Raw genomic sequence first — 13582 nt, 5'->3', positions numbered from 1 at the left:
TGTGATCAATGAACATGAATTGGCCTAGCGGATAATAGAAAGCATAAAATACGGTTGCAATCCACTATTTTGATAAAACTGAAATATCTAAGCAATCCGAATAATCTTTGAGGAAATCAGCTAGATGAGAAAGAATGAGAGAGGTACCTCCCACTTGATTGCTTTCAATATTCAGCGGCATAATGGGGTCATGCACGCTCAAGCGAAGCAAAAACCAGCCGTCACCATTTTCTTTATCAAATGAAATGCGAATCCCCTCTCGGCTGTCAGGGGCAATAAACCAGGACTGCTGTTTTGCATAGTTCTCCAAATCCGCAATAACTTTTTCACCAATTGACTTGAAATCTTCAGTCAAAATAGAGAGACGAATCTCTTTTTCTTCGACAGCTTCTTCTAAATGGGTTAACAGGTTATCAATTGTTTTTCCCTCTTTTTTCAACTGTGCCATTTTAATAATAATTTTAGTGACAAGATAAGCACCGTCATCTAAGAAATAATTTTCACGCATAGCCGCATGACCGCTGGTTTCAATGGCCAGAGGACATTCTTGCCCAGCTTTATTTAAGCGGAGAGCTTCATTGATAACATTTTTATAGCCCCGTTTAAAACGATGATGAATACCACCTAGCTCTTGTTCAATAAAGATTTTTAAACCATCAGAGGTAATCGAATCTGTTACAATTGTGCCGCCCGGTACATTTTCAAGAGCAATAGCGGCGGCTAGAGCCACCAGCCGGTTGCGGCTAATTTCAGTTCCGTTTGCGTCAACAGCTGCACCACGGTCTACGTCGGTGTCAAAGATAACCCCTAAATCTGCTTTTGATTTTAAAACAGCAGAAGAAATTGCTTTCATCGCTTCAGCGTTTTCCGGATTTGGCACATGATTGGGAAACATGCCGTCTGGCTCTAGAAAACAACTACCGTCAATGTTTGCACCAAGCGGTTCTAGAACATCAGAAGCGTAAAATCCGCCGGCACCGTTCCCTGCATCAACAACAATATGAAAACCATCTAGTGGCTTTTCGTAATTATCAGAGGATACTTCGTGCTTAATTTTTGTCCGTAGAATTTCGGCATATCGCTTCATAAAAGAGCAGGGTTCTACTTTACCGCTATTTGACAACACAGGAGCTTTTGTCTCTTGTACATAGCTCAAGATTTCGCTGATATCTGTGCTTTCAAGGCCACCATTTTTCCCAGAGAAAAACTTTAGTCCATTACGGTTAAAAGGGTGGTGACTAGCTGTAATTTCAACCGAACAGTCACAGGGAATCTCCAAAATAGCCATAAACATAGAGGGGGTAGAGGCAAGGCCACAGTTCAGTACATGACAGCCATGACGCAAAAAAACACGCTCTAAGGCAGCGTAGATACGGTCGGCAGAAATACGGGAATCATGACCGACAGCGATCTTTAATTCAGAGGCCGGTTTTTCAAGATGATTTTCGCACCAAAGTAGAAATCCTGCGGCAATGTTCTCGATTACATCGTCCGTAAGATTAATTTCTTGTCCGTTCACACCTTCACTAGCAACACCGCGAATATCGGTTCCGCTTTTAAGAGATAGATAATTCATAGAGAACTCCTTTATTCAGTTAATCTGATTTGTAGTCAATAGTTGGCGGGTTCGTAGTATTCAATAAATCATGCAAGCTCTGCCGCCGTTATTTTTTGTTTTAAAAAATCCAAAGCATCCTGTTCTAAAAGCTGGGTGCCTTTTGATGGAGTATTCTTCACAAGTTCTTCTAGTTTGGGAAGATTGTCTCTGGCTTTTTCTTTCTCGCCTAATACAAAATAGTCATAAGCCAGTTGGGTGCGAAAAATACTGGGAAGGGGCATTTTGAGAAACTTAGAAAACTTTTTGGTTTGATAAAGTTCTTTTGCTTTTTCATAATCAGGGTTGTGAATAATGTAATAGTACAGATAATCAGCCCGCACGGCGTTGGCATAAAAGGCAGGTAGCTTTTTTAAATCAAGACGATCATAAATTTTAATCATTTTATCATGTTCGCCTAAATCTTCGAATCGCCCGGCAGCATAAACAGCCAAGCTGTAAACAAAATCGTTTGTAAAGTCATCATCATCGCATAGAGTAAAATCAGTTTCATTATAATCTCTTAAACGCTTGCCTTCTGCCATTTCTGCGTTTACTTTTAAAAGTATGTACATACCGTGCTTGGCTCGTTTAGACTGCAAAGCTTTTAAAATATTGCGTCCATCATTGATGGTAAACGGAATGATATTCATTAGTCCAACCACCAAATTCATGACAAGTAAAGAAAGAAAAGGCATGTTCCAGATATCCTTAGGTCGAACCATTAAAACAAAAAGGGAGATGGCAGACAAAAGAAAATTTATTAAAACACCACCAAGATTGTAGAGGACAAACTTAAACTCTTTTTCATTTTCAGGAGGCACCATCAAGCATTGACCGCCGATAAAAGAAGCGGTAGGGGATTTTTGAAAATGGATTTTTCCGTCTTGATACGTCCAAACCCAGCTAAAAATACGAAAGGAACTAAAACGATAACCAGTAAGCAAACCGCAAAGTAAATGTCCGGCTTCATGAAAAGGAACAGTCAATACATAAGCAACCACGCAACAAATGACGTAGAAAATCATTTCTCCAGTATCCAAAAAAATCACTCCGATTTATCCATAATTAATAAATAGGATAACAGAAAAAGGAGAAATTTTCAATGGGACAAAAAAGTATACTTCAATGTATAGCAGAGCCAATAACACAAAGGCGTATATGCAGCGACGGTAAAAAACACAGGAGAATAGGTAGTTTTGTGGTTCTAAAAATAAATATGAAAGATATCTATATGAAAAAAAGAGATAAAACATAAGCCGTTTTATCTCTTTGGTAAAAAAATTAAATTTTATTTTGCATTCAGTGCAGCCATGGTAATGTAGTTATAAGGCTGATTAAAGTGGGGAAGGAAGAAGATATCTAAAAGTGCTAACTTGTCAATGGTGAGCTGCTGTTCAATGGCAAGCGAGAACATGTGGATTCCCATGGAAATATCTTGGTAAGATTCCATTTGAGCGCCTAAAACGCGGCGTGTTTCTTTGTCATAGACAATACGAATTTTTACCTTGTAGTTGTTGTTCTCAATAAAACCAGGTTTTTGTAGATCTTCATATTCTGTATATAGCGGGTCAAACCCAGCTTTTTTAGCAGCGGCCAGATTTAGCCCGGTTGAAACCATGTTCAAACCATAAATACTGATACCGTTTGAGCCTTGTACGCCAGAGGATTCCAAAGCTGTGCCACAAGCGTTGTGGGCAGCAACAATGCCGCTTCTAACAGCATTGGTAGCAAGAGCGATGTAATCCTGTTTGCCGGTTGCATTGTTCCATACGGTGGCAGAGTCGCCGATGGCATACACATCAGGGTCACTCGTCTGCTGATGTTTGTCAACCAAAATAGCACCATTTCTGAATTTCTCCAGTGAATCTCCAATAAGAGAGGTGTTAGGAACAAAACCGATTGCCAAAAGAACTAAATCAGCCGGATATTCACCCTTTGTTGTTTTAACAGATTCAACCTTGCCATCACCGCAAATTTCTGTAATGGTTTCTCCAAAACGAAGTTTTACACCATGATCTTGCAAGTTTTCGTCCATATCTTTGGTGAACCAAGGGTCATAATAGCTAGAAAGGCTTGTGTCAGCGGATTCAAATAAAAATGTATTTTTACCGCGGCGTTGGGCAGCCTCAGCAATTTCAACACCGATATAGCCGGCACCCACGACAATAACATTTTTCACGTCGTCTGATTCCAAAGCTTCGTTAATGGCCTGACCGTCTTGAAAGAGTTTTACATGGCGAACATTTTCAAGGTCGATTCCTGGAATTCTAGGGTGAATGGGAACAGAACCACTGGCAATAATAAGTTTATCATAGCTCTCTGTAATTTCTTCTCCGCTTTTGGTTAGAGCTTTAACTGTTTTGCCTGCAAAGTCGATATTCTTAACTTCCGTTTCGGCCAAGATATCAGCTCCTTTTGCCCTCAAGGCTTCAGGAGAAGAATAAAAAAGTCCCTCTGTGCTGTGAATTTGCTTGCCAATCCAAAGAGCAGTTCCGCAGCCAAGATAGCTGATATTGGAGTTGCGGTCAAATATTTTTAGTTTATAGTCGGGATATTGGTCTAGAATCGTATTAGCAGCCGCAGTACCGGCATGGTTTGCTCCAATTAAAACAATTTTTTTCATAAGAATAGCCTCACTTTTTGGTTATTTTTAGTTGGTTTTTATTTTATAGTATCGCTTCATTAGCCTATTGTCAACGAGATTCATGGAGAAAGTAGGAAGAAAAATAAAAGTTTATGCAAGGCTATAAAGCGGGAACTGTACCTACTCGGTATTATACAACAAAGTTAAAAAAATAACAATCATTATTTTTTTATAAAAAGAAACTTTTTTCAGGATTGTATTTGTGGTAAAATAGAATTCAACAAGTTGATTCATTGGGAAGTTGCTCTTGCACTTTGTGCTTGCTGCTGCAAGCGGCAACTCGAATTGCAGAGCTGATTTTGTTTTAAAATAATTTTAATTTAGTTTAAAAATAAATATAGAATTGGATAAGTGAAAATTCTGAAATAGAGAGGAAATCAAGATTACATGAAAATTTCTGTCATTGGCTGCGGACGTTGGGGCAGTTTCATTGCGTGGTATTTGAATAGAACAGGTCATGAAGTAATGCTTTATGGCAGGCAAGACTCGAGCCGTATGAAGCAATTTCAGCAGACCAGAGAGAATGGGATTATCCGCTTAGATAACGAAATTGAGCTGGTGACTGATATGAAACAGGCTCTTTTATCAGAAGTCATTGTGATTTCCATTCCCTCACAAGGGCTTCGTGCTTTGGCGGCTGAAATTAATCAATTAGCCCCAGAAAACAAGACTTTTGTGCTTTGTATGAAAGGTTTGGAAGCGGAAACGGGAAAACGTCTAACTGAAATTGTGGAAGAAACTTTGTTAATTCCTCATGAAACAGCGGTTTGGCTTGGTCCCGGTCATGTGCAGGAGTTTTATGCAGGCACGCCAAACTGCATGGTCATAGACAGCAAAAGTGAAGCCGTAAAAGCCAAACTGGTCGATAGTTTTTCTAGTGATTTAATTCGTTTCTATTATGGGCAAGATTTAATTGGGAATGAAATCGGTGCAGCAGCAAAGAATGTAATTGGCATTGCAGCCGGTATGTTAGACGGCTTAGGGCTTTCCTCTCTCAAAGGAGCGCTCATGTCTCGAGGAACTCGTGAAATTGCTCGGTTAATTAAAGCAATGGGCGGCAATGAGCTTTCGGCCTACGGCCTTTGTCATTTGGGAGACTATGAAGCCACTGTATTCTCAAAGTTCAGTCATAACCGAATGTTTGGCGAAAAGTTTGTAAAAGGCGAACCTTACACGCAATTGGCAGAGGGTGCTTTTGCCGTGAAAGGAATTCTTCTATTGGCGGAGAAAAGCTATTGTGCGCTACCAATTTGTTCAGCGGTGTATGACGTGGTCTATGAAAAGCAAGAGGCGAAGACAATTATCAATAAATTGTTTTCTCGCAGCATTAAAAATGAATTCTGAATGCCAACAACTTCTATGGGGGACACTATGCAGGGATATTCTTTTGAGGGAAAAAACAGTGAAGCTGTTTTAGCAGAACTGCTGTCTTATGTGATAGGAGAAACAAAAACGTCTCGTGTTGCCAAGAGCTTATTAAATCGGCTGGGTTCATTTTCGAATGTGCTTGAGGCACCTGCCCAAGAAATTGCTGCCATAAAAGGCATGACACCAGAAGCCGCCGAATTTTTGAAAAAATTAAAATACACAACAGAGTACTATTTGGAAGATAAAGTATCGGGCATGCAGCGTGTTTACGATACAGAATCTGCTGTTGAGATATTACGACCAAAATTTATTGATAAAAACAGAGAAATTGTTGCACTTTTGCTATTGGATGGGCGGGGTAGAATCCTGTATAATGGAATCGTGAACGAAGGTTCGGTTTCAGAAGTGCCGATTTATATTCGTCGTTTAGTTGAGTTGTGCTTGCGGTATGATACCTATACGGCTATCATTGCACATAACCATCCCAGTGGCAATCCACTTCCATCACGCAATGATATTAATGCTACCCGTGATTTAGAATTTGCTCTCAACGGAATTGATGTGGAGTTGACAGATCATCTTATCTTTGCAGGTATGGATTATACCTCCATGAAATCGAGTGAATGGTTGGATCAAATTAAAGAAGAAGTGGAACAATATAAAAATGCACTGAAAAAAGAAACCATGGAGCAAGAGGAAGCATTGTTTGCCAATCGCAAACGCGTGAAAAAAGAAAGGCAATAGAATGGATTTTAAACTGGTTTCAAAATTTAAGCCAACGGGAGATCAGCCTCAGGCAATTGAAAAGCTTGTCGAGGGGATTGAAAGAGGAGAGCGTGAACAAACTTTGCTGGGTGTCACGGGTTCGGGTAAAACCTTTACCATGGCAAACATCATCGAAAAAATGAATCGTCCTACGTTGGTGTTGGCCCACAATAAAACGTTGGCAGCACAGCTTTGCTCTGAGTTTCGTGAGTTTTTTCCTGAAAATTCAGTAGAATATTTTGTTTCTTATTATGATTATTATCAGCCGGAGGCCTATATTGCCACGACCGATACCTATATAGAAAAAGATTCTGCAATCAATGATGAAATCGACAAGCTGCGCCACAGTGCCACTTCAGCGCTTTCTGAACGGCGGGATGTTATTATCGTGGCAAGTGTTTCGTGTATCTATAGCTTGGGTAACCCGATTGATTATCGGACCATGGTTATTTCTTTGCGCCCCGGCATGGAGAAAAATCGAGACGAACTGCTGAACAAATTGGTTGAGCTGCAATATGAGAGAAATGATATCAATTTTATTCGTAATAAGTTTCGTGTGCGGGGCGATGTGGTAGAAATTTTCCCTGCACAATCAGGTGAAAACGCAATACGCGTTGAATTTTTTGGCGATGAAATTGACAGAATCAGCGAATTTGTTCCCTTGACAGGTACCGTTATATCAGACTTAAAACATGTGGCTATTTATCCGGCTTCGCACTATATTGTGCCAAGAGAAAAAATGGAAAAAGCCCTGAATGAAATTGGTTCTGAAATGGTTGATCGTGTAGAATGGTTTAAATCACAGAATAAATTGATTGAAGCGCAACGAATTGAACAGCGAACTAAATATGATATGGAAATGCTTAGAGAGATAGGTTTTTGCAAAGGAATTGAGAACTACTCTCGTGTTATGGCAGACCGTGAACCTGGCAGTGCTCCGTTTACATTGATTGACTATTTTCCTGATGATTTTCTGCTGTTTGTTGACGAGTCTCATGTTATGTTGCCACAGGTTAGAGCGATGTATGCAGGCGACCGAGCAAGAAAAGAACAGCTGATTGAATTTGGATTTCGTTTGCCGTCTGCCTACGATAACCGTCCGATGAACTTTGATGAGTTTTATGAAAAAGTGAACCAGGCAATTTTTGTCAGCGCAACACCGGGTGATTTTGAGTTGCAGCGTTCATCTGATGTGGTGGAGCAGGTGATTCGCCCAACAGGGCTTTTAGACCCCAAAATTGTTGTGAAACCCACAGATGGGCAGATTGATGACTTGATTTCTGAAATCAACCTACGTGTTGATAAAAAGGAGAGAGTACTTGTTACTACCCTAACCAAGAAAATGGCAGAAGATTTAACCGATTATTTTGAGGGATATGGGATAAAAGTTCGGTATATGCACTATGACATTGACACCGTAGAGCGTATGGAAATTCTACGCGATTTGCGTTTGGGTGAGTTCGACGTTTTGGTCGGCATAAACTTGCTGCGTGAAGGTCTTGATATCCCTGAAGTGTCGCTTGTCGCTATTTTAGATGCCGATAAAGAAGGTTTTCTGCGTAGCGAGCGCAGCTTAATTCAGACCATTGGGCGTGCCGCAAGAAATGCAGAGGGTACGGTTATCATGTATGCCGACAGCGTAACACCCTCAATGGAGAGGGCAATCGGTGAAACCGAACGTCGTCGTGCGATACAGGAAAAATATAACGAAGAGCATGGCATTATTCCCACAACAATTATTAAGGATGTAGCGGATATCCTTGAAATCTCAAGTCATAAGGACGAGAAAAAGCCCAAACGAAAACTATCTGCCCTTGAAAAACGAATGGAAATTGAGAAGCTTTCAAAAGAGATGAAAGCGGCTGCTAAATTACTTGAGTTTGAACATGCTGCTTTTTTGCGTGATAAAATTAAGCAGCTCCAAAAATAAAAATAGGCAAGAAAATTTTTATGATGGATAGGAAAAGAGTAGAAAAGACATAGGCAGTTGTGATAGAATGGTTTCTGCTAAAATGAAAATGACAGCTTATTTGCAGATTATGAGGGATAGCAAGAAACAGAAGAGTCTTGCTATCCACTAATTTTGCTATTATTCATTATGGCAGTTGTCATTGAAAACAGACATTGGCAAATATTAGAGGAGTAGACAAACAGATGAAAGTAAATATTAGACGGGCAAATGAGTGGGATGCTCCTGCTGTTTTGAAGATATATGCTCCTTTTGCGGGTAAGCTTTCTGCTCCTGATGCAGAATGCCCCCTTTTGCTTGAAATGATAGAGAGAATTGACCGCTATACATATGGATATGGGTGGCTGGTTTGCGAGATTGATGGTGTTCCGGCCGGTTTTTGTTATGTAACAGAACATAAAAATGAGCCTAAAAATCCGTTTAAATTAGATTTATACATTTTTGTTAAAGAGGAGTTTCAGCACCGATGTGTTGGAAAAGGTCTGTTTTGCTTGCTGTCTCGTATTTTAGAATATGGAAATCGACGCCAAATTTTTGTACACCTTGCGCAAGAAGATAAACAAGCGTTTACTTTTTTTCACCGCCTAGGATTTGAGGAAATAGAAACAACAGCTGAAGTGATTTTAATGAAATATGAACTGTGCCCCGATAATGCCATGGCAGATTGTATCACCAAGCCCTACTTAATTGATAATAAGGCTTATGAAGATAATAGAGAGCATGCACAAAATTTAGTAAAATCTTGAATTGGAGATTTACAAAGAAAATAGATTGTGATAAAATAAAAATATTGAGATATTCGTTTTTGTAGAATTCCGTAGTTTCTATTTGCATGAAACCGCGAGATTTTTTGAAACAATTCTTGATATTTGGGCCCGTAGCTCAGCTGGGAGAGCGCCGCGTTCGCAATGCGGAGGTCAAGAGTTCGATCCTCTCCGGGTCCACCAAAATAAAGTCATGTATGAGGATTTGGTATCATACATGACTTTATTGCTTTTTCGTGATAGGATAGAGAATAATTATTTTGCATTTAACAGTAAAATAACTATTAAATAGATGAAGAATGGAGGCTTGCTATGTTTCGAAAGATGAGGAGAATAAAACAGCAAATATCAGAACAGGAATGTGTAGAGGTTTTGACAAATGCACCCAGAGGCGTATTGGCTGTGCACGGAGAAGACGGCTATCCCTACGCTATTCCGATGAATCATATTTATCGAGAGGGAAAGATATATTTTCACGGTGCCAAGGTGGGGCATAAGTTAGATGCGTTAGCGGTTGACGACAAGGTTTCGTTTTGTGTGATGGATGAAGGTTTTCGTAAAGACGGAGAGTGGGCATTGAACATAAAAAGTGTTGTGATTTTTGGCCGCATAAAGAAAGTAGAAGTCGGTCCGGAAGCAACCGAAATTCTGCGCCAAATTGGTCTGAAGCATTATCCTACTGCGGAGAGTGTAGAGGAAGAAATCCGTAAAGCAGGCGCACATGTGCAAATCTTAGAACTATCGATTGATCATATGACAGGAAAATTGGTAAACGAGTCATGAACTGCATAAGTGGGATTATATAACCAATATTTCAATTTCATCGCAGAGAAAGATAACAAGTTGTTTTTATTAAAAGGCCCCTTTAAAACATATAGTTTTAAAGGGGCCTTTTTTTCTAATTAATCATATCAAAGCGAAAAAAAAGTATGTGTCAATAAATTTTAATAGATTTCATGACAACTTCATCTCTTGCAGAGGTTATATGAACAATTAATTTTTTTGCAGCATTTTCTATGCTTTTTGTGAGAGGATTTTGTCCTTCAAAAGGATCGCGCAACTTGCAAATTTGACGGTTTCCGATTGTAGTTCCTTGATAGAAGGGGTAACGGCTGCCATCTTCAGTTTCAGCTTCAATTTGAAAGCTCTCAACACGTTGTCCTTGTGAGATGTCTTCTTCCAAAACAATGTATTTAAAATCAGCTCGCGTATTTTCAAACACAATCGAATACTTAGGCTGTGTCGGATATTGGGAATCAACTTTTTCAATTGAGGAAGGAATTTCGTTACCGAATTCTTGTTCAAGAAGTTTGCCGAGTTCTTGCAAACGACTGACGTCACGCTCATCAATTTTACCTGACGTTGTAGGGGGTAGATTCAAATGAAAACACGAGTTTGCGCCTACAGAAGTCAGATAAGTGTGAAAAAGTTTTTCTAAGGAGTGGGGTTCTTCTTCAGGGTGCCAAAACCAACCCGGACGAATAGACATATTAATTTCAGCAGGAGTAAATGTCAATCCCTTTGAATAAAGAATATTTTCCATAGTGCCTAAGTTTTGATTGGTATTATAAAGGTATGATAAATCTCCCTGTTTGGCAAGAGGTCCTTCACCTGTTTGCACGTCACTGTAAAAGCAAAGTTCACGGGGAATGACAGCCCATTCAGAATGTCTTGAGATACCTGCTTCATTGCCGCACCAGCGCACGTCAGGGCCAAAGTCATTGAAAATCACGGCATTCGGTTGATATTTTCGAATCAATTCAATATATCTGGGGAAATCATATTCTTGTTTTTTGCCGTTTGGACCTTCTCCGCAAGCATTGTCAAACCACACATAAAAAACATCACCGTATTCCGTCAGCAGTTCTGTTAGTTGATTACAAAAATAGTCATTATATTCCGGTGTTCCATAGAGCTTTGAATTTCTGTCCCACGGTGAAAGATAAAAACCAAACTGAATGCCCCCTTTGCGACAAGCTTCAGCAGCGGCCTTAACAACGTCTATCTGGCAAGGCGAGTTTTTGACGCTGTGTTCTGTATACTTTGAAGGCCAAAGGCAGAATCCATCATGGTGCTTTGCTGTCAGTACCATGCCCTTCATGCCGGCGCTTTTAATCGCTTCGATCCATTGGTCGCAATCCAATTCGGTAGGATTAAAAATGTCCTCCGATTCCGTTCCGTCGCCCCATTCACGATTTGTGAAGGTGTTTGGCCCAAAATGGATAAATGCATAAGATTTTAGGGCAAACCAATCTAGCTGTCTTTTGCTCGGCTTAACTTTTGCCGCTTCTTTTAAAAATGATATCATTTTTTCCTCCCAAAATAACATTCCATTCTTTTCTAAAATAAAGAATTCAAAGACATTATGGCACATTATTTTTCGAGTGTCAAAGTAATTTAGTTATATTTTTAGGGTTAGAGTATGAAAATTTGAATTTATACTCCATTTTTCCATATAAAAAGGCAAAATAAAACAAGCCTTTAGATGAGTTAGACTAGGCCTTTCTCGGATAAGGCTTGTTTTTAAAGAATATATCGTGTGAAGTCTATTTTAGAGTGAGTTATTCCAATTCAAAAGCGCCTGTATACAGTTGATAGTATTTCCCTTTTTCTGCAACAAGCTGATCATGACTGCCGCGTTCAATAATTCTTCCATGCTCCAAAACCATAATAACATCTGAGTTTTGTACAGTAGAAAGTCTGTGAGCGATGACAAAAACGGTGCGGCCTTTCATCAGAGCATCCATACCTTTTTGCACAATGGCCTCTGTTCGGGTATCGATAGAAGAAGTAGCTTCATCCAAAATCATAACGGGTGGGTCAGCAACCGCTGCACGGGCGATCGAGATAAGCTGACGCTGCCCTTGTGAAAGTCCGCTTCCGTCACCTTCTAGCACAGTTTGATATCCATCAGGCAGCATGCGGATAAACCCATCTGCATTGGCAAGCTTAGCAGCAGCAATACATTCTTCATCAGTTGCATCTAATTTACCATAGCGAATGTTATCGAGGACAGTTCCGGTAAAGAGGTTAACATCTTGTAAAACAATTCCCAATGAACGGCGCAAATCATTCTTACGGATTTTATTGATATTGATATCGTCATAGCGGATTTTACCGTCTGCAATATCATAGAAACGATTGATTAGGTTGGTAATGGTTGTTTTTCCGGCGCCCGTGGCACCAACAAAAGCTACTTTTTCACCTGGATGGGCATAAAGCGTAATGTTTTTCAGGACAGGTTTGTCTTCTTTATAACCAAAATCAACATCATAGAAACGAATTTCTCCGCGTAGAGGAGTATAGGTAATACTGCCGTCACTGTGCGGATGTTTCCATGCCCATAAGTGAGTTCTTTTTTCGCATTCAATCAGCTTGCCGTTTTCTTCTTTCACATTCACAAGAGTGACATAGCCTTCATCTTCTTCGCTTTTTTCATCCATCAATTCAAAGATACGAGAAGCTCCTGCCAGAGCCATAATGACCATGTTGAACTGCATGGAAATTTGTCCAATTGGATTGATAAAGCTGCGAGATAAGGTTAAGAAGGAGATGATAGTACCAATTGTTAAGGTGTTCATACCAGCTAGGCTTAAGTTTGGCATTTCTGCAATACCGGCGGCACCGCCCACAATGGCCAAAAGAACATAAAGCAAATAGCCTAGATTGCCAATGACAGGCATAGTGATATTTCCGTATTTGCCGGCTGCGGTAGCACTTTGACAGAGAGCTTCGTTTTTCTCGTCAAAGTCTTTCTTTGCCTCTTCTTCATGGCAAAATACTTTTACGACCTTTTGTCCATGGCTAATTTCTTCTACAAAAGCATTGACCGTACCTAAATCGACCTGTTGTTTAATAAAGAATCGGCTGCTGTGAGTAACGATATATTTGACAACTACCATAAGGAGAAAGGCAAAAAAGGCGACAAATAAAGTCAAATTGACACTGAGATAAAGCATAGAAACAAAAGCAGATACCACCGTAACAATAGAAGAAAGCATCTGAGGGAAGCTTTGTGAAATTGCCTGACGAAGAGCATCTGTGTCATTGGTATAATGACTCATGACATCTCCGTGAGCGTGGGTATCAAAGTATTTAATAGGCAAGCTTTGCATATGTCGGAACATATCGTCTCTGACTTTTTTTAGCGTACCTTGCTCAATGTCAACCATAATGCGATTATAGGCGTAGTTTGATAAAAGTCCAACTAAATAGACGGAGCCAATGGTGAAAATGGCATTTGCCAAATCGCTTAAATCTGGATTTGTTTGGGAGAGCAAAGGCAAGATGTAGCTATCAATTAATTCTCTCATAAAGAGAGCAGAGGCAGCACCAGCGGCAGCACTGAGAATAATAAAAATAATGACCAAAATCAAGCGTACTCTAAATTTTGCCATATAAGACAAAAGTCTTTTGAGAGTGCCGGGTTTAAAATGTTGTACAGGAGGTCTTCCTGATTTACTACCTTTTTTCAT

10 protein-coding genes and 1 tRNA gene are annotated in these 13582 nt (G+C 39.9%); 6 read left to right on the top strand and 5 right to left on the bottom strand.

The genetic code is table 11. From position 1 onward, the window contains the following. Positions 1-64: 64 nt before the first annotated feature. The 3 genes from CS931_RS11180 to nox form a co-directional block, all read right to left on the bottom strand. Entirely contained in the window at positions 65-1576 is a 1512-nt protein-coding gene (locus tag CS931_RS11180) for a phosphohexomutase domain-containing protein (protein ID WP_099205962.1), read from the bottom strand. Positions 1577-1644: 68 nt separating this feature from the next. Further along, positions 1645-2637, bottom strand: coding sequence for a M50 family metallopeptidase (locus tag CS931_RS11175; RefSeq protein WP_099205961.1), 993 nt, complete (start codon positions 2635-2637; stop codon positions 1645-1647). Positions 2638-2885: 248 nt separating this feature from the next. After that, positions 2886-4220: a H2O-forming NADH oxidase gene (gene nox / locus CS931_RS11170; RefSeq protein WP_099205959.1), complete on the bottom strand. Its 1335-nt coding sequence runs from the start codon at positions 4218-4220 to the stop codon at positions 2886-2888. Between the two features lie 408 nt (positions 4221-4628). Between nox and CS931_RS11165 the strand changes: the two genes are divergently transcribed. The 6 genes from CS931_RS11165 (at position 4629) to CS931_RS11140 (ending at position 9890) form a co-directional block, all read left to right on the top strand. Further along, positions 4629-5585: an NAD(P)H-dependent glycerol-3-phosphate dehydrogenase gene (locus CS931_RS11165; RefSeq protein WP_099205957.1), complete on the top strand. Its 957-nt coding sequence runs from the start codon at positions 4629-4631 to the stop codon at positions 5583-5585. A gap of 27 nt (positions 5586-5612) precedes the next feature. Continuing rightward, positions 5613-6353 (top strand): JAB domain-containing protein, encoded by a 741-nt coding sequence (locus CS931_RS11160; protein ID WP_159459820.1) that lies wholly within the window; start codon positions 5613-5615, stop codon positions 6351-6353. 1 nt (position 6354) lies between these two features. Next, positions 6355-8304, top strand: coding sequence for an excinuclease ABC subunit UvrB (gene uvrB, locus CS931_RS11155; RefSeq protein WP_099205953.1), 1950 nt, complete (start codon positions 6355-6357; stop codon positions 8302-8304). 224 nt (positions 8305-8528) lie between these two features. Further along, on the top strand, positions 8529-9089 hold the full coding sequence (locus CS931_RS11150; RefSeq protein WP_099205951.1) for a GNAT family N-acetyltransferase: 561 nt from the start codon (positions 8529-8531) through the stop codon (positions 9087-9089). A gap of 125 nt (positions 9090-9214) precedes the next feature. Beyond that, positions 9215-9290, top strand: a tRNA-Ala gene (locus tag CS931_RS11145). Between the two features lie 129 nt (positions 9291-9419). Then, the gene (locus CS931_RS11140; RefSeq protein ID WP_099205949.1) at positions 9420-9890 is read left to right on the top strand and encodes a pyridoxamine 5'-phosphate oxidase family protein; all 471 of its coding nucleotides are present in this window, start codon (positions 9420-9422) and stop codon (positions 9888-9890) included. A gap of 151 nt (positions 9891-10041) precedes the next feature. Here CS931_RS11140 and CS931_RS11135 read toward each other — a convergent pair whose 3' ends face one another. Then, the gene (locus CS931_RS11135; RefSeq protein WP_159459819.1) at positions 10042-11415 is read right to left on the bottom strand and encodes an alpha-L-fucosidase; all 1374 of its coding nucleotides are present in this window, start codon (positions 11413-11415) and stop codon (positions 10042-10044) included. A gap of 253 nt (positions 11416-11668) precedes the next feature. Then, positions 11669-13582, bottom strand: a complete 1914-nt coding sequence (locus CS931_RS11130) for an ABC transporter ATP-binding protein (RefSeq protein WP_242964984.1) — start codon at positions 13580-13582, stop codon at positions 11669-11671.

The sequence above is a fragment of the Scatolibacter rhodanostii genome (genome assembly GCF_900197595.1).
In the GTDB taxonomy this organism is placed as follows: domain Bacteria; phylum Bacillota; class Clostridia; order Oscillospirales; family Acutalibacteraceae; genus Scatolibacter; species Scatolibacter rhodanostii.
This window is presented reverse-complemented; position numbering and strand designations above follow the sequence as displayed.